Genomic DNA, 24,200 nt, shown 5'->3' on the forward strand with positions numbered 1-24,200 from the left:
CATTTAATGGATATAGGAACGTCTCTTTTTTGTGTGTTTATTCTTTCATCTTGAAAAACGGAAGTTTTTCAGTGGCCTCGTAATTATCCCGTGAATGTTTTTCATTATTATCTAGAGCCTTTTTCATAGGGTTTTCCGATTGCTTTTGGAGAGTCTGCTCTACCTACAAGTCCAGCAAGAGCTAGAATCGTTAATACATAAGGTGCAATGAGTAAGAAGACTTGAGGAATGTCTTGTAACAGTGGAATTTGCTGTCCAACAATACTAATAGACTGAGCAAGACCAAAGAAAAGGGCAGCACCTAATGCACCTAGTGGGTGCCATTTTCCAAAAATTAATGCGGCTAGGGCCATAAATCCTTGTCCTGCAATGGTACCCCCTGCAAAGTTGCCTGAAATCGTTAAAGCAAACACAGCACCACCCATTGCTGCAAACGCACCACTAAGCATAACTCCAATATAACGCATTTTAATTACGTTAATTCCCATCGTATCTGCAGCCATCGGATGCTCACCAACTGAACGAAGGCGAAGTCCAAAAGGGGTATAAAAAACGATATACCATACGATGAATGCCATAAGGATTGCAATATAAGAAGTAACATAAGCATTGGAAAAGAATAACCTTCCTATTATTGGAATATCGCTCAATATCGGAACATTGATACGATAGATTAAGTTTTGAACAAAATCGGTTTGTCCTTTTTGATAGATGTTCTTAACTAAAAATACAGCCAATCCGAGTGCTAAAAAGTTAAGTGCCACTCCACTGACAATTTGGTCTGCCTTTAACGTAATAGAGGCAAATGCATGAAACAAGGAGAACAAAACACCTGCAACAATGGCAAATAAAAAGGCAATCCATGGGGAGGCAGCTCCTAAACCCATCCCTTCAAGAGTTAGGGTTGCAACAATTCCAACAAAGGCACCAATTACCATTAAGCCCTCTAATCCAATATTAACAACACCTGAACGTTCACTAAACAAACCACCGATTGCTGTAAATATGAGAGGAGCAGCAGAGAAAATCGCAGCTGGAATAATTAACGCTAGTATTTGAAGAAAATCCATTTAAATGTCCTCCTTTTTCAACCGGCTAATAATCCAACGAACTAAGTAGTTTGATGCAACAAAGAAAATAATAAGTGCGATGACAATATCAACGAGTTCGGTAGGTACGCCTGCTTGGGACTGCATATTTAAGGCACCGATTTTTAAGCCACCAAACAATCCTGCAGCTAATAGAACGCCGATCGCCGTATTTGCACCTAAAAGGGCCACCGCGATACCATCAAATCCAACCCCTGTAAATCCAGACATGACCGTCATATATTGATATGTACCTAATCCTTCCATCGCTCCACCGACACCTGCGAAGCCACCTGAGATAACCATAGATAGAACGATGTTCGTCTTAACATTCATTCCTGCGTATTCAGAAGCATGCTGGTTAAATCCAACCGATCTCAATTCAAAACCTTTTGTCGTTTTCCAAAGAACGAACCAAAGAACAAAACAAGCGGCAACGGCAATAATAAAACCATAATGTAATCTTGAAAAATCAGTTAGCGTTTGTAAAAAAGGTGAAGCTAATGATGCAGATGGGTTAATAGTACTCGTACGTTCGCCTGGTACTAGTAAGAAGTTTCGAATGATATAGTTAACGACATGAAGAGCAATATAGTTCATCATTATCGTTACGATAACCTCATGGACGTGAAATCGAGCTTTTAATAATCCTGGGATTAACCCCCATAACGCTCCCGCGATCGCCCCTGCACCTATCGCTAAAGGAAGATGGATGATTGCGGGTAAATCAAATGCAATTCCAACATAAACGGAAGCTAGCCATCCGACGATAAGCTGACCTTCAACCCCGATATTAAATAAACCAGTTCGAAAGGCAAAAGCTACTGCTAAGCCTGCGAGGATGAGAGGGGTCATCGTTCTCAATGTCTCACCGATATAATAAGTGTCACCGAAAATTCCACGAATTAAAGCGGAATAACCCGTAAAAGGATTATGCCCACTTAGAAGCATGATAATAGCTCCAATCAATATTCCAAAAAAGACAGCAATGAGTGGGAAGAGTATAGGTGAAATTTTTGAACTTAGCCCTTTTTTCATGTTGTTTCACCTTCCTTTTTTGCTGAACCACCTGCCATTAATAATCCAAGTTCATTCTCATTTGTTTTATCAGCATCGACAATGGCTACAATTTTCCCTTCATATATAACGGCAATGCGGTCACTAACATTTAATACTTCATCTAATTCTAAAGAAATAAGTAATACTGCTTTGCCTTTATCCCGTTCTTTAACGAGTCGATGGTGAATTGATTCAATTGCGCCAACATCAAGACCGCGAGTTGGTTGAGCTGCGATCAGTAAATCAGGGGAGCGGTCCACTTCACGGGCGATAATCGCTTTTTGTTGATTACCACCAGAAAGTGCTCTAGCTAATGTATGCTCACTAGGTGTACGAACATCGTAGTCTTCGATTAGTTCATTTGCTTTTTTATAAATTTCATTAAAATTTAATACACCTGACGTAGAATAAGGCTTTTGATAATAAGTTTGAAGAACGATATTTTCGCCGACAGTAAAGTCAAGGACGAGTCCGTGCTTATGGCGATCTTGAGGAATATGGCCAACACCAGCTCCCGTTATTTTGCGCGGAGTAAGTCCCGTGATATCCTGTCCATTGAGTTGAATATTTCCGCCAGTTGGTTTTCTTAATCCAGTAATAGCTTCAATGAGTTCCGTTTGACCGTTCCCATCAACTCCAGCGACTCCTAGAATTTCCCCAGCGTGAACTTCTAAATGCAAGTCGTTAACAGCAGTTATATCTCTCGAATCTTTTACAACTAAATCTTTAATTTGAAGGACAGCATCTTTAGGTTGTGCTGGATCTTTTTCAACAGAGAAATTAACTTCTCGACCGACCATCATTGCTGCAAGACTATCGGGAGTTGATTCTGATATATCTACCGTTCCAATTCCTCGACCACGACGAATAACAGTACAGCGATCGCAAACTTCCATTATTTCTTTTAACTTATGTGTAATTAAAATGATGGATTTTCCTTCAGATACTAGCTTTTTCATAATTTGGATCAGTTCAGTTATTTCTTGTGGTGTTAAAGCTGCTGTTGGTTCATCAAAAATCAAAATTTCTGCACCACGATAAAGTGTTTTTAGGATCTCAACCCTTTGTTGCATGCCAACAGAAATATCTTGAATTTTTGCATAAGGGTCAACAGCGAGACCATATTGTTTTGAAATGGTTTCAACAGCTTTCGCAGCTTTTTTTATATTAATTTTGCCGCCTGCAGTAGGTTCTTTTCCTAAAATAATATTTTCAGTTACCGTGAATTTTTCCACGAGCATGAAATGTTGGTGAACCATCCCTATACCTAAGCGGTTAGCGACATTTGGATCTGTTATTTTAACGGGTTTTCCTTTCACAAGGATTTCACCTTTTTCAGGTTGATACAAGCCAAATAGAACATTCATTAAGGTCGATTTTCCTGCACCATTCTCACCTAAAAGCGCATGAATTTCTCCTTGTTTGACTTGAAGAGTTACATTATCATTCGCAACGATTCCAGGGAATTCTTTGCGAATATCTTTCATTTCAATGACGTAACTCAAAATAATCACCTCCAACAAAATGCTACTAAAACTAAAAAAGAGAAGGATGCATGTTCATAGCTAAAGAAAGGCTAGTTACGCTTTAACTAGCCTTTTCCCTAGGTCAATTGTGTCTATAGATTTGTAAGAAATTCTTCATACTCTTCATCTGTTTGTGGTACGTCAATGTCTGCTGCTTGAATTTGTTGGATATACTCTTCGACAGTTGAAAGTGCTTCTTCAGAAACATTCTCAGTTGTAGGCGCAATACCAACGGCCTCTTCTTCAAGTCCGAATTCTAGAACTTCACCACCAGGAAAATCTCCGTTCATCGTTTGTTCATTTACAAGGTATAATGCGGTATCTACACGTTTAATCATTGAAGTTAACGTTACATTTTCAGGAAGACCTTCTTCGTGCTGGTCGCGGTCAACACCAATCGCCCAAACATTTTCGTTATTTCGCTTACGATTTTTCGCTTCTGTAAACAATCCGTTACCCGTACCGCCTGCAGCATGATAAATAATGTCAGCACCTTGTGCATACATACCATTTGCAATTTGTTGTCCTCGAGAAGCGTCATTAAATGATTCTGCGTATTGGACAATAATTTCAGCATCTGGATTTACGGATTTAACACCAGCTTTGAAACCATTTTCAAATTTCTTAATTAATGATCCTTCAACGCCACCGATAAAGCCTACTTTATTACTTTCTGTTTGCATGCCCGCAACGACACCAACTAAGAAAGAACCTTGGTGTTCTTTGAACGTAACATTTGCAACGTTAGGAATAAGTTGTTCATCATCATCAGTAACGACCATATCAACAATTGCAAATTGTGCTTCAGGACGTTGGGTAGCTACTGTTTTAATGTCACTAGCCATTAGGAAACCGATTCCCCAAATAAGATCATAGTCTTCACGTACAAGAGAATTTAAGTTTGGTGCATAATCAGCATCAGTTGATGATTGAAGATACTTGAAATCAGTTCCTTCATTTAATCCAAAACTTTGTCCAAATTCTATCATACCTTCCCAAGCGGATTGGTTAAATGATTTGTCATCAATACCACCAACGTCTGTAACCATTGCTACTGTGAAATCTTCTGTAGCTTCTTCTGCGGGAGCACCAGTTAGCCCGTCTGTTTCTGGAGCAGGTTCGGCAGTGTCACCGCCAGTACCACAAGCTCCTAATAAAGTTCCGCCTGCTAAAATGATTGATAATAGTAATGATTTGCTTTTTTTCATTTCTTTACCCCCTAAATAAAATGAGTTAAAAATTGTCGGACTTGAGGAACCAGATTTATAAACCTTTATATGTATGTAAATGCTTACATATTTGTTTTTAAAATAAATTACTAATAAATGACATCTGTCCTCTGACGTTCGACGTGTTTCGAGTGATAATATACCATTTAACTTTAAAATAGACAATAAGTTTTCTTTACTTTTTCTTCGTTCAATATTATTTAAATTTCACAAAAATAACATAGAGTATACAGTCTAATTTTAATCCTTCATTTAGATGATCATCTTGGCGGTTATGGTCACTCCAATGCATTCACTAAAATTAACTTCGTAAAGTGTTGTGAAAAATATACGTTTTGATATAACATATTTCTAGTGCTTTAATGTAAAATTAATGGTGGTTGGTTTTACTTGAGAGAAGGAGATGAGGCAATGAGATGGCAAAAGGACTTATTAATTATTCTATCTAAGCGTGAAGATAAAAAGATAGCACTGGCAGTGGATACATCAACGACGGATTATCCGACGGAAACAATTTCAAATATTGTAAAATTGGTTCAAGAACTAAGACCTGGGACACCTTTAATCCAGGCCGATTATAAAATACGTGAAACAGCAACAACGGCCAATCATGACATTCAGTACTACACTCATGGCAAGTCCTCTTACACAGAAGTATTAGAGTGGGCAAACGAAAATGAAATTGAAACTCTTTTTTACATAACCGATGTGACGGGTTATGTCCTTGAAGAAATGGAAATTAATTATGAGCTTTTTTGGTTAATTCCTGGAGGTTTTTCTCCTAAAGTTCCATTTGGTAAAAAGCTATTGATAAAATAATGTGAGATGAGAGTGTGAATCCGAGAGATTCACACTCCTTTTTTTTGCTAAGTTAAATCACAAGTCAATTTTAAGGCTTACCATGAGGTTGAAATACAAATGTTTCCAAAAGTACATAAAAGCATGTAGTAATGAAAATAATAGAAAAAATAGAAACAAACAGGTGGGTAAATGGTAACTTTAGCTTATTTTCTTGTACTTATATCTATTATTTTGTTAATGACGGTTCTAAACATGTATACCTATAGTTCTTCTTTTATCGAAAGTATCTTACTTTTAGTCTGGTTAGAAGTTGGTTCACGAAGAAGTATTGTTGTCGTTGCGGCGTCTATTGGTTTATTCGTTGCAATTGCTCATGATTTGCACGTTAGAAAAAAGACTACTCAACATAAAAAAGTGAGGCAGTAATGAAAGAGAGAATATCGCTTTGGCAATTATTAATGGTCTTAACTATTTTTTTAACAGGTAGTGCAGTTGTTGTAGGTGCTGGTGAAGAAGCGAAACAAAATTATTGGATTGCTGAAATCATAGCGACGGCAATAGGTGTTTTAATTTTGTTTGGTTATTTTTTTCTTATGAGTCGAGATCGAGAAAAAACTATCTTTGAATTAATCGAAAAAGGTTTCGGTAAATATGTTGGAAGATTAATTATCTTCTTATATGTGATCTACTTCATTTATATTGCAGCGCGAGTTCAAAGAGATTTTGCAGAATTAATTTTAACAACGATTTTACCGTTAACTCCACTTGAAGTCATACCATTAGTGATGAGCTTATTGATAGCATACGGACTTTACCTTGGTATTGAAGTATTTGCAAGGATGACAGAGGTTATCGGGCCTGTAGTTATTTTAGCTTTATTTTCCTTAGGGGTATTTTTATTTATTGGCGAGGATCTTCATATTACGTTTCTCTTACCTGTCTTGGATGAAGGTTTTGGACCGATCGTGAACGCTATTTTTCCAACATTGCTGACATTTCCTTATGGAGAACTCATTGTTTGTACGGTTTTAATGAGTCAAACGAATCACTTTAAGTATGTAGGAAAAGTAGGAGCTACTGCTGTTGTTTTAAGTGGCTTGTTAATCACGTATTCTAATATGGTACAAATCGCTACGTTAGGAGTAGATATAAAAAACCGCTCAAACTTTCCCCTTTTAGTTGCCGCTCGAGAAATAGAAGTTTTTGATTTTTTTGAACGGGTCGATATTCTCGTCGTGTTCATTTTAATGTTTGGAATAATAGTAAAAGTAGGTATTTTTTTGTATGGAGGGTTAAAAGGTTTAGAACATTTATTTGAAATTTCGTATCGGTCTTTTTTATTTCCTACTGCCATGTTACTGTCTTTCTTTGCGGTCATTCTTGCTAACAATATAGTAGAGCATTATGAAGAGGGCTTAGAGCTAGTGCCGTACTTACTCCATTTACCGTTACAATTTGGGATTCCATTCGTACTGTATTTACTTCTTCTCATTAAACAGAGACGAAACCAATCAAGTACTGGGGGGATCGAAGCATGAGTTTGCTTAGAAATTTAGGGGTAGGAAAGCATCGTGTGAAAAGGACGGAAGCTCATAATCTACAATCACCTGATGAACTTATTGAAAACGACCAGGAACAAAAAGAGATATCAACGTATTTAAAATTTAATAAAAAACAAGTGCAAAACACTTTTGAAGGGAACTTTGACTTTCTTCAAGAAGAAATCACATTTGGTGAACAAACCGGTGTCATCATATATTTGAAAACGATGGTTGATTTAGCGATGATGACTAAACAAGTGAAAGAAACATTACTCGCGATTAAGGACGATACGGTTCTTCGAACAACCGACCAATTCAATTCTTTTTTTAAAGTGTATTTTTCTAATCATGAATGTTATGTCATTAAGTATGAACATGAAGTCACTTGGTATGTGTTATCTGGTTTTGCTGTTATTTTGCTAGAAGGTATTCATCAAGGGATAGCAGTTAATGTTGCGACTACAAACGATCGTGATATTACAGTTTCAGAAACACAAACGATCGTTCGTGGGCCACAACATAGTTTTACTGAGGCGATTAATACAAATGTCAGCTTAATTCGTCGTAAGGTAAAAAATCCACATCTAAAATTTGAAAGTTGTACTATTGGCACCGAAACGAAAACAGATGTTTATATTGGGTATATAAATAACATTTCAAACTCAGATATAGTGAACGAAGTGAGAAAGAGAGTAACACAAGTTAAAATTAATGCTATATATGATTCAGGAAATCTTGAAGAGTTAATAACTGATCAAACATTAACTCCTTTTCCACTTACGTATCATACCGATCGGCCCGATACTATTGCCTCTCATTTAATTGACGGCAAGGTCATTATTTTAGTAGATGGGAGTCCTTTTGTAATTAGTGCTCCCGTCGTATTTGTCGATTTTTTTCAAGTAAGTGAAGATGCTTATCAAAGATTTATGTTAAGTACGTTCATTCGTTTGATAAGATATTTAGCCTTTTTCCTTGCCCTTGCTTTACCAGCTATTTATGTTGCCTTGACAACTTTTCATCATGGATTAGTTCCGACCGATCTTTTAATAAGCATTCAAGCGCAACGAGAAGGTTTGCCATTTCCTGCTGTTTTAGAATTACTATTAATGGAAATTACGTTTGAAATCTTAAGGGAAGCAGGGGTTCGTATGCCTAGAGTGGTCGGGCAAACGGTATCAATTGTTGGGGCACTCGTTATCGGACAAGCCGCTGTAGAAGCTGGAATTGTTTCTAATTTTTTAATCATTATCGTTGCACTTACAGCAATGGCCAGCTTCGTATCACCGATTTATAGCTTTGCTAATTCAGTCCGATTAGTTAGGTTTGGTTTAATATTGATTACGGCAGCATTAGGAATGTTTGGAACATTGGTTGGTCTTATAGCACTTCTCCTTCATCTAATTAGTTTACGTTCGTTCGGTGTACCTTACTTTGCTCCATTGGGTCCGTTTATCATCGAAGACCAAAAAGATGTGTTTATACGACTTCCATTTCAAAAAACAAACCGTCGTCCAAGCTATATAAACCCGCAGACTATGGATAATAGTAAGGAAAGTGGGGGATAACATGAGATTAATTCCAAGGAAAAATGCCCTCCTATTCTTATCGTTAATAATGTTATTAACGGGATGTTGGGACCGCTTTGAAATGAATGATGTAACAATCGTTAGTGGGATTGCCCTACAAAAAGGAGAAAAAGAAAAGTATCGTATTTCTATAGAAGGCATTAACGCTAGACAAATTTATCAAGGGGAGAGTGGAGGAGGAGTTCCTGCTATTATTTATAGTATAGAAGGAAATACGATTTCAGAATTAGTCGACCGTATAAATGTAGGGGTTACGAGAAGAACAATTTTTTCTCATCTCCAAACATTTGTTATAGACGAAGAGTTGGCTCGAGAAGGTGTAGGTGAATTTCTTCAATACTTAGAGCGGAATAGTGAGTTTCGAAACGACTTCAACATCATTGTCGCACATGGAGTAAGTGCAAAAGATATTATCACTACTACATACCCATTGCAGAAAGTACCGTCGTTCAAAATAAGTACTCAAATAGATACATTTCTAGACGAATGGGGAGGGGAGCCTAAAGTTCGTTTAACAGATTATATCCGCGCATTAACATCAGATGGTCGTCATCCTGTAAGTGCATCAATGTCGATTGAAGGGCATCCTAAAAAAGGACACAACTTAGCTCACAACGAAGAGTTACAGCCTGAAGCGATGGTTGTCATGGATGGAATGGCTGTGTTTGAAGAAGATCAACTCATAGGTTTTTTATCGGTTGAAGATACTAGAAATTATTTATGGACGCAAGATATTCATTTGACAACTGTAAGTGTTCCGTGTGGTGAGGACAAATATTTAGGGGTAAGAGTAAAAAATTCTAGAACAAAAATTAACACTTCTTACATAAATGAAAAACCTCACATTACCGTTGATATTTTACTTGAAACTGAACTTCAATCGTCCCATTGCCGTAATGATTTAACATTGGTTGAAACTTATAAACATTATGAGAAATTAATTGATCAATATGTATCCGAAAAAATCGCAGATACAATTAGCAAGGTTCAAGACGAATTTGGTGTTGATATTTTTGGTTTTGGTGATGATTTTTATCGACAACATCCAAAGAAATTTAAAGAATTAAAACAAGATTGGGATGCTGAATTTGCTAAAGCAGAAATTAATGTAGAAACGAGTGTGTACATTCGTAGAGCAGGAATTAGGACGAAAGGGTTTTTACAAGATATGAAGGAAGGAGAATAATGTCATTATTTTCAGAGTTGGAGAAATTTTCTTTCTCCAACTCTGAAAATAAATAAATAATGCGTGAAATAGTTGACATTAGAAAAAGCAAGGTATATAATATATCTTGAATTCAAGATATAGTTGAAGGATATGGTCAATATGAATAACGAACAAATTAAAGAACAAGATCAAGAGCTATCGCTCAAATCATTTATCGTATTATCCCGAGCACATCGTGCGGTTTCCGATCGTGTCGAGGAAGACATTCGACGCTATGGTTTAAATCCGACTGAATTTGCTGTCCTAGAACTCTTGTATCATAAAGGAGATCAACCAATACAACAAATCGGGAAAAAGGTATTATTAGCAAGTGGGAGTATTACGTATGTTGTAGATAAATTAGAAAAAAAGAACTTACTCGTGCGTAGATCGTGTCCGAAAGATCGGCGTGTGACTCATGCTGCTATAACTGAGGATGGTATCGATTTAATGAACAAAATCTTCCCAACTCATAAAGAAGCAATTGAAAAGATATTTTCGAGCTTAAGTAGCGATGAAAAATTGACAATGATTAACTTACTAAAGAAATTAGGGACGAATGCTTAAAGAGCTCTAATTTTTTTGGATTAATATCCTTAATTCGAGAAAAATATTATAAAAATATTTTAAATAAGAATAAAAAGTGGTTTAATGTATCTTCTGTTTGATACAACAGTTCTTAGGGTATTACTTTCTATGAATATCTGTTAAAGCTAAACATTCGTTCAGATTAGTTGTTCGCTTAAATATCTTGGAATTACAGTATATGATTTCAAGGTTTAAGATAAAATATTTTGTCAAATCAAAAGGAGTGTGCCATTTAATTATGTCAAACATTAATTTAGCGATTATTTATTACAGCTCTACAGGTACGAACTATCAATTAGCAAAGTGGGCTGAAGAAGCTGCACAAGAAAATGGTGCAAATGTAAAATTGCTAAAAGTTCCTGAGTTAGCTCCACAAGAAGCAATTGAATCAAACCCTGCTTGGAAAGCTCACGTAGAAGCCACAAAAGATGTAGCTGAAGTCACTCTTGAGGATTTAGAATGGGCAGATTCAATTATCTTCAGTGTCCCAACACGATTTGGTAATATGCCAGCACAAATGAAACAATTCCTAGATACAACAGGTGGTCTTTGGTTCCATGGTAAACTTGTGAATAAAGTAGTTAGCGCAATGAGTTCTGCACAAAATTCGCACGGTGGTCAAGAAGCTACAATTTTATCTCTTTACACAACAATGTACCATTGGGGTGCCATTGTTGCGGCACCTGGTTACACAGACCCAGTTCTCTTTACAACGGGCGGTAATCCTTATGGAGCTAGTGTAACAGTTGACCAAGAAGGTAATATGGTTGAAAATGTGCAACCAGCAGTTCAACATCAAGTTAAACGTACATTACAAATTGCACAAATGGTAAAACAGGGAAATGAATAATTAGAAACGAAGAAGCTGACGAAAAAGTTAGCTTCTTTTTTTGACGTTTTCACTAAGCTGGACTTTCATATTTGGGGTTTATCCCGCAATAACTGGCAGTAATACCCCTACTTCAAGACTTCGAGGAACCAAAGAAGGATAAGTAGGGGATAAACTGCCAGTAAGTGCTTAATGAACACAGACTAAATGCGCCACGTCCTTTGGCCACATCAGTGTGACCCACATCGTATGGACCTCACTTATGGAAGTTTTACTTTATTAAAAAAGTTAGTAGGGATACCAAAAAGGAAAATGTTAATTTTTCAGTATATTTTTGTAAAAGTGAAGAATAATAAGCTGGAATATTTAGAAAGGGTGGTTTTTTGAAAAAATTAACAATTGGGGTACTTTCGGCACTTTTTTTATCAATGACAGCATTTGGCCCGTTACCAGCTCAAGCGGAATTTAACGATAAACAAGCCGAAATTCAAGAAGTGAAATTAACGAAAGAACAGAAAGAAGAGTTATCCGTTCTACATAGGGATGTGCTTGAAAAGAAAAAAGAAGTGATTTCTAAGTATGTAGAATTCGGTGTGTTTTCTGAAGAGAAGGGAACTGAAATTATTGAAAAATTCGAGAAGCACTACGCTAAACTCGAAGAAAATGAGTTCATCCCTAAATGGGATCACCACAAACATAAAAGAAATTAAAAAAATCGAATGAATAGGGACATTTCAACTTTTTGTGTTGAAGTGTCTTTTTTTATTAAAAATGTATATCTAAATATAAATTTAATAGTATTAATATAATAATTCAATGAATTAAGCAATAGAGGTATTCGATGACGTACAATAGTTTGTGTAAATGATTTGAAACAAAAAAAGAGGTAGGGTACCCTCTAGTTAACCGCTAAACCAACTGAGAGGAGATGCCCTACCTATGAGTACTAGTATAGGACAAAACACACTTGAAAATCAATTAGATTCTATGGTTCGTGAGTTTGTGAAAGAAAAACTTGAGACTATGATGAAAGAAGAAATGAATAGTTTTTTTGAACATGAACATCCAGAGTTAAAAAACCAGAAGAACGGCTTCTATCAAAGGCAACTAGATACCAAGTATGGAAGGTTAGAAGATCTACAAGTGCCTCGCGATCGTGAAAATGCCTTTCAAACAGAGATCTTTTCTCCTTATCAACGACGTGAGCAGTGGCTTGGTGAAACCATTATCACAATGTATCAAAAAGGTGTAAGCACTCGTGAAATTGGTCAGTTTATTGAGCGTATTTTAGGTCATTCTTACTCGGCTGCAACGATTAGTCAAATCACCGACGTCGTGGCAGAGGATATTGAGTCTTGGCAACAACGTCCACTGAAAAAGCGCTACTCTGTCCTTTATTTAGATGGGACTTATCTCAAACTGCGTCGTGATGATGTTGCTAATGAAGTCGTCTATCTCGTTGTCGGCGTCACGGAAGATGGCTTCAGAGAAATTCTGGGTTTCTATGTTGGTGGCCAAGAAAGTGCGCTAGGTTGGAAGACGATTCTTAACGACCTTTATCACCGTGGCCTTGAAGAAGTTCTTCTAGGTGTATTCGACGGGCTTCCAGGTCTTGAGGAAGCTATGAAAGCCGTTTATCCAAAAGCGGATGTCCAGCGCTGTGTTGTTCATAAGGTTCGTAATGCTCTCAATGCCGTCAGAAAGAAGGATCAGTCCGCTGTAGCTGAAGATCTTAAACCTATTTATAAAGCCAATACTCAAGAGGAAGCCAAGGGAAAGTTCCGTGCTTTCAAGGACACATGGCAAAAAAAATATCCAAAAGTCGTTAAAAGCTGGGAACAAGACCTTGATGTTCTGCTGACCTTTTTAACCTATCCCTCCTCCATTCAACCGATGATTACACGACAAATATCATCGAGCGAACGATCAAGGAGATCAAGAAACGCACCAAAACCATGAACAGTCTCCCCACTGAAAAAGCGGCTGAAAAAATCGTTTATCTTCAATCGATGGACTATAATCAACGCTGGGCAGAAAGAAAGTTAAGAGGCTTTAGTAATGCCTACTCTACTTTGCAGGAGATGTTCAAACAGCGATACGGAACCGAGCGCGAATAGGGATGTGGAAATTTTTTCTGGTATGGCCCCCGAGGGGGCCATACCAGAAACTCCCTCCCCTAAGACCTGAGGAAGTACCCTATTGATTTTTACACAAACTTATTGACACTACCAGGTATTCCGACATGTATATATATAAACAAATGGTATTCTCTCTACATAAAGAACATTGATCTTCTTTTGAGCTTCAAGCTGTTGAACGATCAGAAAAGTAAGTAATCTGATAATATCTCGTAGAAGTGGGTGGTTGTTTGGAGCATCTCGATATGAGGAAAAAAACAACAATTATGATAGCTGTCATGGCAGTAATGTTATTTGCTGCTTTAAATATGACCATTGTTGGTACATCATTACCAAAAATCGTCGCTGATATAGGTGGGATGGAATTTTTTAATTGGGCCTTTATGATTTATATGCTTTGTTCTAGTATAACTGCTATTTTAGTAGGAAAGCTCTCCGATATATATGGACGAAAGGTGTTTATTTTAACAGGGATTTGTTTTTTCATAGTCGGGTCTGTTTTATGCGGATTTTCTACTTCGATCATTCAACTAATCATTTTCCGTGGGATTCAAGGGTTTGGTGGTGGGATGATTATGTCATCAGCCTTTACAACGGTTGGTGATTTATTTTCAGCGAGAGAAAGAGGGCGTTGGCAAGGTTTAATGGGTGGTGTATTTGGTGTATCTAGTTTATTTGGACCAACACTAGGTGGCTTTATTGTTGATAATATGGATTGGTCATGGGTATTTTGGATTTTCATTCCAGTTGGAGTGATTAGTTTTTTTATGATTTTAAAGTTGTATCCTCAATCTGAACGGAAAGAAAAAGAAAAAATTGATTTTTTAGGTTCTTTTGTCTTGTCTATTGTCATTATTTCATTACTTTTGGCGTTTAGTTGGGCTGGTAGACAATATGCTTGGACCTCTCTAGAAATTATGGGCTTATTTAGTATTTCGGCTTTAGCTTTCCTGCTATTTATCTATATTGAAAGTAAAGTCAAAAGTCCAGTAGTCCCTCTTTATTTATTTAAAAACAAAGTTGTTTCAATTTCAACTATTGTTTCGTTCTTATCTGGGGTTGGAATGTTTGGAGTCATTATGTATGTACCATTTTATGTTCAAGGTGTATTAGGACGTACGGCAACCACTTCAGGGTTAGTCGAGATGGTCATGACGATTTCAATGGTTTCATTTAGTGCGCTTTCTGGGCAAATCATTACGAAAACAGGTAAATATAAAAAATTAGCCTTAGTTGGCTTTTGCATTATGGCCATCGGTTTTATGCTCAATGCAACGTTAACTCCAGATGCTTCGATAACAAAGCTGCTTATTCATTTAATTATTACTGGGGTTGGTTTAGGTTTGACTATGCCCATTTTCACGTTAACGGTTCAAAATGCAGTTGAACATAAATATTTAGGCGTAGCTACTGCAACATCTCAATTATGCCGTCAACTTGGTGGAACAGTCGGTGTTGCGGTCATGGGGTATATTATGAGTACGAAAATGACTCGACAAATTAAAGCAGAACAAGAATTCCAACAGAACCAAGGCCAGTTTGGAACTGAGTTGCAAAATCCTGAACTATTAATGGATCCATACGCTATTCAAAATATTAGAATGGATATGCCAGAACAAATGCAACCGATGTTTGATCAATTTGTTATAGCATTAAGGGAAGCACTAAATTTTGGATTGACACAAGTGTTTTTATTTAGTGGGATCGTAATATTGTCTGCTTTTGTTGTAACTTTATTTCTAAAAGAAATTCCGCTACGTACATCAAATGAACCGACAGAAAAACAGAAAGATTTGGCTTAAAGGAAACTTCACTCAGTTGGAGTCTTAGCACTGGTTAAACTGGTTAAGTAAGATAGATTTTTAAGTGTCTGCACTCCTAGTTTGGAATGCAGACACTTTGATTCAGTGTAGAAGGAATTAAAACTTAATGGTTTGTAGCTGATTTAATAAATTTGGTGTAATATCTTCAGCTTCTTCTTTGTCAGGGAGATGAAGCGTAAATTTGATGAGTTGACCATTAATTTTTTTTATAACAATGCTTTGTCGAACTTTTGAGTTAGAGCTAATCATATAGAGTTCGGCTCCTTTATAAAAAGGGTGAATATTTTTAAAGTCGGTAACTTGACGAACATTTCCTGTAGTCTTTAAATAATCTTGTGCATTTTTCTTCAATTCAGCGATTTTGGCTTGAGGGTCAACAAGTTCAACTCTTGCAAAAAATCCGGGTTCTTTTTTTGAAAAGAGTTGATATTTTCCTGGTTCCTCTTTCACAAACTGGTAACCGTTTTGTACGGTTAACTTCACTTCTTTATTCATTGTTGATTTAGAGTGATCGGTAACAGGTTTCCCTGTAACGATTAGTTTTTGACCTGGAAATATTGTATTAGATTTTAGATTGTTTAATTTTTTTATATCATTGACTTTCATATTAAATTTCTTAGAAATGCTGTAAAGTGTATCACCTTTTTTCGCTTGATACGCCGTTGATGCAGAGTCTTTAATTTGAAGCTTTTGACCTGGAATTATAATGGTGCTCTTTAAATTATTCATTTGTTTCAACTCTGTCACGGTCATTTTGTTTTCTTGAGCAATCCGAAATAATGTGTCTCCTCTTTTTACTTCGTACATTGCCGCATCGGCCCCGTGAGCAAAGCCAAGTATTGCTGAAACCCCAACCGATAAAGCCATCATTTTTAATCCATTTTTTTTATTAAACATTTATATGCACCTCTTCGTTTTATGTTTTTATTACATAATTGGAATTAAATTTTCCACTTTTCGTGGAACCAACTTTGCACTTAGCGGGGGCCCACCACTTAGTATGAGTTCACTTTAATGTGAATGTCTGTTTCCACAACATTAGACGGAGGGTGATGAAATAAAGTTACAAAGAAACCAAGCCTAAAAACTAATTTTTTTCTCTTTCAATAAAAACGACAAACTGAAACAAGGTTTAAATTCATTGTTCTCCATAACACGGTTGGGAAGAAATAGATTTTTATTACTTTAGGACAGTTTCACATCTTTAGTGAGTTCAAGTAGAGTAAAAACAACACTAAAATATTTCGTTTAGCTTAATTCCTTGTTTCGAGATATAAGCCTACACGCCTCCACTACAAACGCAATAGTATATATGGACTTTGCAAATGTAGGGAGGCTTAAAAAGTGCGTCAGTATCTCGTAATAGCAGCTGTTTATATTTTAGCCTTTGCTTCCTTTTACTTTTTTATAGTAAATGACGGTTATGAACAAACTCTATTATGCGAAAATGGTCAAATTGAAGAGAGAGAAGAAAATGGGAATGGGAGCAACGGAGAAGAAGAGAACGGTGAAGCTGGAGAGAGCAACGGGGAAGATACAAATGGAGACAATGGTGAAAGTAACGGAGAAGAAGCTAATGGTGAAAACGGTGGGAGTCATGGAGAAGACGGTTCGATAAATGGTAACAGTCAGGAAGACGTTGAGATTATTTGGGGTGTTGATTCCGCAAGTTTAACAACAGAAGAGCTATATAGTTGTGTTACGTCAAATTTTGGTGACCCTAAAATTTGGGGGAGATATTTAGAAGATAAGGAAGGCGTATCATATGGTTTAACGACAGATGAAGTTGAATACTTGCACGAACAAGGCGTATCTATTCTCGTAATCTATAATCATTTCACCGATGGAACAACGTATGATAAAGGGGTTGCTGAAGCAGAGCAGGCAATTGCATATGCAGAAGAGATTGGAGTCCCTGAGGAAGTAGCGTTATTTGCAAATGTTGAACCAGAGTACCCGATTGACTCAGCGTTTATTCAAGGTTGGTATGATACGATACAACCTTCGATCTATAACGCTGCGATCTATGGGTTGTTTGATGAAGAAAGTGATGTTTGGGTTGCTTTTGAAGGAGCTGTTAACGAAAATTCAGAAATCGCTGAAAATATGATCGTCTGGGCAAATCAACCTCAAATAGGTATAACAACAGAAGCAAATGCACCAGATTACGGACCTGCCCCACCGAATGATTGGCTGAACTGGGCATGGCAGTATGGTATTGATGCTGAAACGTGTAACATCGATACTAACTTATTCCAATCTTACATTTTAGACTATGTCTGGCAACCAGAATAAGAGTTTCTTAGAGAAACTTATGCCTAGATAAAAGTACGTTCGCAGTGCTCCAACAGTCATTAGATAATAGATATAAAGAACGAGGTTGTTTGTTGTAGGTCAGCCTCGTTCTTTACGTGATTAATGATTTAATATGTACGAATGATGTAAGTCGGATTTAGTAAGGGCAAGATATTTCGGTTAGTTTCGCGGGTTGAACAATCAATTTTTCTACCTATTCCTTTTAGGCACTTATCTACCTTAAACCCATAGGATGTATAGTGAACGTTATTCTTAAATGGGGGAAAGAATTTATGTATGAAGATAACAAATATTTTGAGTATCGTAGTCAAATAAATAATCAGCTGCACCCAATTCCATCATTCAATTTAAATAGAGAAGCAGCAACGCAAATTTTATTAACGGCGAAAAAGACCCTTCAGTTAAGTTTTGAGCAAATCGCTGATCAAATTGGAGGAAGTAAAGAATGGATTGCTGCAGTAATACTTGGCCAGGAATCGATGACACGTGAGGATGCCGTACTTTTAACAAACTTTTTAAGAGTCAATCCTGAAATAGCAACTATTTTACAAGAACCACCAATGCGGGGTTCATTAAACCGAACACTTCCAGTCGATCCATTAATCTACCGTTTCTATGAAATTACCCAAGTATATGGAACTACATTAAAAGCCTTGATCAATGAAATGTTTGGCGATGGTATTATGAGCGCTATCGACCTAGAAATTCACGTAGATAAGCGGCCTGACCCCGAAGACCCTGATGGGGAACGAGTTGTACTTACATTGGATGGTAAGTTTTTGCCGTATAAAAAGTGGTAGAAAATATTTTGAAGAACAGGAAAAATAATCCTTTAAGCGGAATTACCTCCTAATATAATTTATTAGGAGGAACTTTAATGAATAATAAAAGTAAGGAAATTACCATAAAAATTAATCGAAAAAAAGAGCGCAATGGTACCAGAAAGAGGAAGAGAAAAGCACTAAACGAAAAAATAGAGCATGACATTACCGAGGAAGAAATGAGAGCTAACCGAAAAGATAGAGTATAATACTACTAGAAAAAGGAAGAAATGAGAGCTAACCGAAAAGATAGAGCATAATATTACCAGAAAAAGGGACAATTAAGCGCTAAACGAAAAGATAGAGCGTGATATTACCAGAAAAAGGTAGAATTAAGCGCTAAATAAAAAGATAGAGCGTAATACTACCAGAAAAAGGAAGTAATGAGAGCTAAACGAAAAGATAGAGCATAATATTACCAGAAAAAGGGACAATTAAGCGCTAAACGAAAAGATAGAACGCAATATTGTCAGAAAATGGAATTGATAAGTACTTATCAAAAGATAGAGTGTACAACCCACTCATGGTAAAGCCCTAACACCTAATTGTGCAAATCGCACGTACCTAAACAAAAGTCAAAATAATGCTACATCTTTGAGCTTTCGTGTAGTATTAATTTTACAGAAGAAGTAAAATACATATATTATTACGAAGCGTGCGAATGGTAGTTTGGGGGATTTTTTAGATGGCTGTGTTATTTTCATACTTAAAACGATATCGGCTTTTTATGTTCATTGCAATTACTTTAACATTAGTTGAATTAGCTGTTGAACTTTTGCAGCCATTAATTATGGCAAAAATCATTAATGATGGGATCTTACAGGAAGACCTTACCGTTGTTATCTATTGGGGGAGCATCATGATTGGCTTGTCCATTGTTGCTTTTGCTGCAGGGATTACTAATTCATTTTATGCGGCACATAGTAGCCAAGGATTTGGTCATGACATCCGCAAAGGCTTATTTGAAAAAATTCAATCTTTTTCATTTACAAACTTAAATCGATTTTCAACATCATCCTTAATTACCAGGATGACAAATGATGTAAACATACTTCAAATGACATTGTTTACGGGGTTGCGCATTATGTTACGCGCCCCTCTATTAGTCATTGGAGGATTAATTATGGCACTCATTGTAAATGTGAAACTTGCTCTCGTCTTAGCGATGGCGGTTCCACTGAGCCTCCTTATATTAGTCTGGATATTTAAAAAGGGACGTCCAATGTTTAATATCGTCCAGCAAAAACTTGATGGTGTAAATCGTGTCATGCGTGAGAACTTATTAGGGATTAAATTAATACGAGCGCTACTCAGAAAAAACACGGAAGTTAACCGTTTTACAAAATCGAATCAAGAACTTATGGGAACGACGGTTTCAGCGTTACGTTTTATGGAAATTACGATGCCAATCATCTTGTTGTTAATGAACTTTAGTATTTTAGGGGTTCTGTGGTTTGGTAGTTTTCAGGTGAATGCAGGTGGTGCAAATGTTGGTGAAGTCGTAGCTGTTATCAACTATGCCACTCGAATTAGTGGTGCTTTTTCTGTGTTTTCCATGATTATCATCTTTTTTTCTCGTGCAAAGGCGTCGTCTGAGCGAATTGTCGAAGTTCTAGATACTGAAGTGGATTTAGTTGATACAGAACAATCGGCGACCGAATCAAGAACATTTAAAGGCCACATTAGATTTAGAGGTGTTTCGTTTCGATACCCAGAAACAGAAACCGAAGTTTTAAAAGGTATTTCATTCGAGGTGAAAGCTGGAAGTACAGTTGCTATTATCGGGTCAACAGGTTCGGGTAAATCGTCTCTATTTCATCTTATTCCGCGTTTGTATGACGTGACCAAAGGTGAAGTTCAGGTCGATTACAAGGATATTCGTGAAATAAAACTAGAACATTTGCGTAGACAAATCGGTTATGTTCCTCAAGAGACATTGTTATTTACTGGGACAATTAAAGAGAATATTGCTTGGGGTAAAGAAGATTCTTCGATCGAAGAAATAATCGAAGCGGCTAAAAAAGCACAAATCCATGAAACGATTTCTAAGTTTACAAACGGGTATCAAACAGTACTCGGTCAGAAAGGTGTAAATTTATCTGGAGGGCAAAAACAACGACTCGCCATTGCGCGAGCGCTCGTTCGGAAACCAAAAATTTTATTGCTTGATGATAGTACAAGTGCTTTAGATTTAAAAACGGAAGCGAACATTTTAGAGAGTCTACAAGAATTTTATTGTACGACGTTGATTATTACTCAAAAAATTAGTACTGCTGCTCAAGCGAATAAAATCCTGATTTTCGATGATGGTGAACTAATAGCTGAAGGGACACACGAATCGTTGTTAGCGAGTAGTCCCCTGTATCAAAAAATATATGTGTCTCAGTTTGGAGAGGAGGCGTTATACGTTGCTAAGGGAAATCAGTAAGCCTTTCCAACATAAAAAAATAGTCATTCAATCCTTAGAAGAAGACTATCAAGGAACAAAAAAGAAAGCAAAAAATTGGTCGGGAACGTTAAAAAGAATATGGGGATATTTAGCTCAAAATAAAAATTCATTACGGATTGTCTTATTGTTGGTTACCATTAGTTCTATTTTTGCTTTATTAGGACCATTTATAGTTGGTATGACAATCGATAAATATATTGTCAAATTGAATTTTGATCAATTAATCTATGTGATCTTTGGTTTAGTTGCAATCTATGTTATCCATTCCGCATCGGTTTGGGGTCAAAATTTTGTCATGATTAAAATTGCTCAAAAAACTGTTTTTTCAATGCGTACCGACTTATTTAAGCGGCTTCATCAGCTGCCTATCTCATTTTTTCAAAAAAGGCAGCATGGTGAGTTAATGAGCCGTGTGACAAATGATATTGAGAATGTCAGTTCCACGCTAAACAGTTCAGTTATTCAACTAATATCAAGTGTTCTGACCCTCATCGGTATACTCGTTGTTATGCTTTACCTAAGTCCTTTATTAACATTAATCACTCTTATTATTGTGCCATTAATGGTTTTCGGAATGAAGTGGATTACCAAACGAACTGGGAAGTTATTCAAAGAACAACAACGAAATTTAGGAGAAGTGAATGGCTTTATCGAAGAGACGCTTTCAGGACAGTCCATTATTAAAACATTTTCGCAAGAAGAAAAAGTGATGGCTGAATTCATGACGAAAAATCAGCGTCTTCGTGAAGCTGGCTTTTGGGCTCAAACGATTTCAGGGTTTATTCCAAAGCTGATGAACGTTCTAAACAATTTGAGCTTTGCGATTATAGCACTTGTTGGGGGAATATTTGTAATTAACGGGATGGTATCAATTGGGGTAATCGTCATTTTCGCTGAATATGCAAGACAGTTTACACGCCCCCTAAATGATTTAGCCAATCAATTTAATACAATACTCTCAGCAATTGCTGGTGCTGAACGTGTGTTTGAAGTGATTGATGAAAAAGCAGAAAGTGCAGATGAAACTCATGCTATAGAGTTGACCGATGTCAAAGGTGAAGTCGAATTTCAAACGGTTTCTTTTGCTTATGAAAGTGATGACATTACGTTAAAAGATGTTAGTTTTTCTGTATCTGCAGGAGCAATTGTAGCATTAGTAGGTCCTACAGGAGCTGGAAAAACAACGATTATAAATTTACTTTCTCGCTTTTATGATGCCAATCAAGGTAAGATCCTGATTGATGGATATGAAATGACAAACATCAAAAGGGAAAGTTTACGCCAACACATGGGGTTTGTATTCCAAGACTCTTTCTTATTTGAAGATACAATCCGAGAGAACTTACGTTACGGAAGGTTAAATGCGAGTGACGGTGAAGTAGAAGAAGCGGCCATACTTGCAAATGCGCATTCTTTCATCATGAAGTTGCCAGATCAATATGATACGGTATTAAAACAAGATGGTAGTGGAATCAGTCAAGGACAACGGCAGTTATTATCCATTGCTAGAGCCATACTAGCTGATCCAAAAATCTTAATTTTGGATGAAGCAACGAGTAATATCGATACGATTACTGAAGTGAAGATTCAAGAAGCTCTGCAGAGATTAATGAAGGGGCGAACGAGCTTTGTTATTGCCCATCGATTAAATACGATTCAAAGAGCTGACCAAATTATCGTGTTACAAGACGGTGAAGTAATTGAAAAAGGGAATCACGAAACTCTAATAAAAAAACAAGGGTTTTATTATGAATTAAACGAGAGTCAATTTAGCAAAATTTGAGAAAATCATTCATAATAGAACTAGCTTTAAAAAGTGCTTTTAACTTATACAATTATTAAAAAATTGGGGAGGGTTACAATATGGCGAAACATATTCAAGACACTACGACATTACATAACGGAGTTAAAATGCCTTGGTTAGGTCTAGGTGTTTGGAAAGTAGAAGACGGCTCACAAGTGATTGACTCAGTAAAATCAGCGGTTCAATCAGGCTATCATAGCATTGATACGGCGGCTGTTTATAAAAATGAAGAAGGCGTAGGGCAAGGCATTAAGGAATGCGGTGTTCCACGAGAAGAGTTATTCATTACAACAAAAGTCTGGAACTCGAACCAAGGCTATGAAACAACACTCCAAGTTTTCGATGAAAGTATGAAAAAGTTAGGGTTGGATTATTTAGACTTATATTTAATTCACTGGCCAGTAGCAGGGAAATATAAAGACACTTGGCGTGCTTTAGAAAAATTATATGCAGATAAGAAAGTTCGTGCTATTGGGGTAAGTAACTTTCATGTACACCATTTAGAAGACTTGCTAGAAACGGCGGAAATTAAGCCGATGGTCAATCAAGTTGAGTTCCACCCACAATTAGCTCAACAAGAATTACGCGCATTTTGTAAAAAGCATCAAATACAATTAGAAGCTTGGTCGCCATTAGCGCAAGGAAAATTGTTAGATGATCCAACATTAAAGGCAATTGGTCAAAAGTACGGTAAATCAACAGCACAAGTTATTTTACGCTGGGATCTACAATGTGGTGTAGTGACCATTCCGAAGTCGGTAAACGCTGAGCGAATTGCTACGAATGGAGATATTTTCGACTTTGAGTTAACTATTGAAGATATGGATAAAATCAATGCTTTGAACAAAGACGAGAGAGTCGGTCCAGATCCAGATAACTTTGATTTTTAAAAATATAGTTAGAAAAAGCCAAAAGCTAAGTATTACTCAGCTTTTGGCTTTTTTCGGATAGCGACGGTACAGCGAGAAATACATACCAAATTCTCGGTTTCGTCCATTATTTTAATATCCCAAACCATTGTCGTTCGTCCTTTATGTAATGGAGTAGCTATGGCTGTCACAATACCATCTGTTTTCGAGCGAAGGTGATTGGCGTTAATCTCTAAACCAACAGCAATTTCATTTTCTTGGTCAACAAGGTTCCAAGTTCCCATACTAGCGACTGTTTCAGCTAAGACAACTGATGCTCCTCCATGAAGCAATCCAAAAGGTTGGTGAGTTGGAGAATGCACAGGCATTGTCGCAACAACTTTTTCTTCTGAAACCTCAGTTACTTCTATTCCTAGTGCACCTAGTATTGTTTCTTCTACAGGTTTAATATTCACTTGACGAGCACTCCTTTTCACTTCTATATCTAATAATATCTAATAATTAGAACTATTCTCTATAAATT

Annotated in this window: 21 protein-coding genes and 1 pseudogene; 16 read left to right on the forward strand and 6 right to left on the reverse strand. The window is 36.8% G+C overall.

What is annotated here, in order from left to right; genetic code table 11:
• Positions 1–107: 107 nt before the first annotated feature.
• The 4 genes from BK574_RS00945 to BK574_RS00960 all read right to left on the reverse strand — a co-directional run bounded on the left by BK574_RS00945 (position 108) and on the right by BK574_RS00960 (position 4,881).
• Positions 108–1,070, reverse strand: a complete 963-nt coding sequence (locus BK574_RS00945; RefSeq protein WP_075386212.1) for an ABC transporter permease — start codon at positions 1,068–1,070, stop codon at positions 108–110.
• Complete coding sequence (locus BK574_RS00950; RefSeq protein WP_078427102.1) at positions 1,071–2,126, reverse strand: ABC transporter permease; 1,056 nt, start codon at positions 2,124–2,126, stop codon at positions 1,071–1,073.
• The gene (locus tag BK574_RS00955; protein ID WP_078427103.1) at positions 2,123–3,652 is read right to left on the reverse strand and encodes an ABC transporter ATP-binding protein; all 1,530 of its coding nucleotides are present in this window, start codon (positions 3,650–3,652) and stop codon (positions 2,123–2,125) included. The genes BK574_RS00950 and BK574_RS00955 overlap by 4 nt, the downstream gene beginning before the upstream one ends.
• 113 nt (positions 3,653–3,765) lie before the next feature.
• Entirely contained in the window at positions 3,766–4,881 is a 1,116-nt protein-coding gene (locus BK574_RS00960) for a BMP family lipoprotein (RefSeq protein WP_078427104.1), read from the reverse strand.
• 432 nt (positions 4,882–5,313) lie between these two features.
• On the opposite strand from BK574_RS00960, the gene BK574_RS00965 reads away from it, so the two are divergent.
• The 10 genes and pseudogenes from BK574_RS00965 (at position 5,314) to BK574_RS01010 (ending at position 15,397) form a co-directional block, all read left to right on the forward strand.
• The gene (locus BK574_RS00965; RefSeq protein ID WP_078430744.1) at positions 5,314–5,721 is read left to right on the forward strand and encodes a VWA-like domain-containing protein; all 408 of its coding nucleotides are present in this window, start codon (positions 5,314–5,316) and stop codon (positions 5,719–5,721) included.
• Between the two features lie 171 nt (positions 5,722–5,892).
• Entirely contained in the window at positions 5,893–6,129 is a 237-nt protein-coding gene (locus BK574_RS00970; RefSeq protein ID WP_078427105.1) for a hypothetical protein, read from the forward strand.
• Entirely contained in the window at positions 6,129–7,241 is a 1,113-nt protein-coding gene (locus tag BK574_RS00975) for a GerAB/ArcD/ProY family transporter (RefSeq protein WP_078427106.1), read from the forward strand. The genes BK574_RS00970 and BK574_RS00975 overlap by 1 nt, the downstream gene beginning before the upstream one ends.
• A complete protein-coding gene (locus BK574_RS00980) occupies positions 7,238–8,812 on the forward strand; it encodes a spore germination protein (RefSeq protein WP_078427107.1) in 1,575 nt (524 codons plus the stop codon). The genes BK574_RS00975 and BK574_RS00980 overlap by 4 nt, the downstream gene beginning before the upstream one ends.
• Before the next feature lies 1 nt (position 8,813).
• Positions 8,814–10,019, forward strand: coding sequence for a Ger(x)C family spore germination protein (locus tag BK574_RS00985; protein ID WP_078427108.1), 1,206 nt, complete (start codon positions 8,814–8,816; stop codon positions 10,017–10,019).
• 141 nt (positions 10,020–10,160) lie between these two features.
• Positions 10,161–10,607: a MarR family winged helix-turn-helix transcriptional regulator gene (locus BK574_RS00990; RefSeq protein WP_075386240.1), complete on the forward strand. Its 447-nt coding sequence runs from the start codon at positions 10,161–10,163 to the stop codon at positions 10,605–10,607.
• 259 nt (positions 10,608–10,866) lie between these two features.
• Positions 10,867–11,478, forward strand: coding sequence for an NAD(P)H:quinone oxidoreductase (gene wrbA, locus BK574_RS00995; RefSeq protein ID WP_078427110.1), 612 nt, complete (start codon positions 10,867–10,869; stop codon positions 11,476–11,478).
• 362 nt (positions 11,479–11,840) lie between these two features.
• Positions 11,841–12,167 (forward strand): DUF2680 domain-containing protein, encoded by a 327-nt coding sequence (locus tag BK574_RS01000; protein WP_078427111.1) that lies wholly within the window; start codon positions 11,841–11,843, stop codon positions 12,165–12,167.
• Positions 12,168–12,396: 229 nt separating this feature from the next.
• Positions 12,397–13,574 (forward strand): annotated as a pseudogene (locus tag BK574_RS01005) (IS256 family transposase).
• A gap of 251 nt (positions 13,575–13,825) precedes the next feature.
• Positions 13,826–15,397, forward strand: a complete 1,572-nt coding sequence (locus tag BK574_RS01010) for an MDR family MFS transporter (RefSeq protein WP_078427112.1) — start codon at positions 13,826–13,828, stop codon at positions 15,395–15,397.
• A 117-nt stretch (positions 15,398–15,514) separates the two neighbouring features.
• On the opposite strand, the gene BK574_RS01015 is transcribed toward BK574_RS01010, so the two are convergent.
• A complete protein-coding gene (locus BK574_RS01015) occupies positions 15,515–16,315 on the reverse strand; it encodes a LysM peptidoglycan-binding domain-containing protein (RefSeq protein ID WP_078427113.1) in 801 nt (266 codons plus the stop codon).
• A gap of 447 nt (positions 16,316–16,762) precedes the next feature.
• On the opposite strand from BK574_RS01015, the gene BK574_RS01020 reads away from it, so the two are divergent.
• The 6 genes from BK574_RS01020 (at position 16,763) to BK574_RS01040 (ending at position 23,698) form a co-directional block, all read left to right on the forward strand.
• Positions 16,763–17,713, forward strand: a complete 951-nt coding sequence (locus BK574_RS01020; RefSeq protein WP_078427114.1) for a glycoside hydrolase domain-containing protein — start codon at positions 16,763–16,765, stop codon at positions 17,711–17,713.
• Between the two features lie 293 nt (positions 17,714–18,006).
• Entirely contained in the window at positions 18,007–18,534 is a 528-nt protein-coding gene (gene cynS / locus BK574_RS01025) for a cyanase (RefSeq protein WP_078427115.1), read from the forward strand.
• A gap of 77 nt (positions 18,535–18,611) precedes the next feature.
• On the forward strand, positions 18,612–18,764 hold the full coding sequence (locus BK574_RS27240; protein WP_158211471.1) for a hypothetical protein: 153 nt from the start codon (positions 18,612–18,614) through the stop codon (positions 18,762–18,764).
• 476 nt (positions 18,765–19,240) lie between these two features.
• Positions 19,241–20,983, forward strand: coding sequence for an ABC transporter ATP-binding protein (locus BK574_RS01030; protein WP_078427116.1), 1,743 nt, complete (start codon positions 19,241–19,243; stop codon positions 20,981–20,983).
• Positions 20,964–22,787: an ABC transporter ATP-binding protein gene (locus BK574_RS01035; RefSeq protein ID WP_078427117.1), complete on the forward strand. Its 1,824-nt coding sequence runs from the start codon at positions 20,964–20,966 to the stop codon at positions 22,785–22,787. Before BK574_RS01030 ends, BK574_RS01035 begins: the two co-directional genes overlap by 20 nt.
• A gap of 80 nt (positions 22,788–22,867) precedes the next feature.
• Entirely contained in the window at positions 22,868–23,698 is an 831-nt protein-coding gene (locus BK574_RS01040; RefSeq protein WP_078427118.1) for an aldo/keto reductase, read from the forward strand.
• A 32-nt stretch (positions 23,699–23,730) separates the two neighbouring features.
• On the opposite strand, the gene BK574_RS01045 is transcribed toward BK574_RS01040, so the two are convergent.
• Positions 23,731–24,132 carry a hotdog fold thioesterase gene (locus BK574_RS01045; protein ID WP_075386249.1) on the reverse strand — a complete coding sequence of 134 codons (402 nt, stop codon included), beginning with the start codon at positions 24,130–24,132 and terminating at the stop codon, positions 23,731–23,733.
• Between the last annotated feature and the right edge of the window lie 68 nt (positions 24,133–24,200).

Source organism: Alkalihalobacterium alkalinitrilicum (genome assembly GCF_002019605.1).
Classification (GTDB): Bacteria; Bacillota; Bacilli; order Bacillales; family Bacillaceae_F; genus Alkalihalobacterium; species Alkalihalobacterium alkalinitrilicum.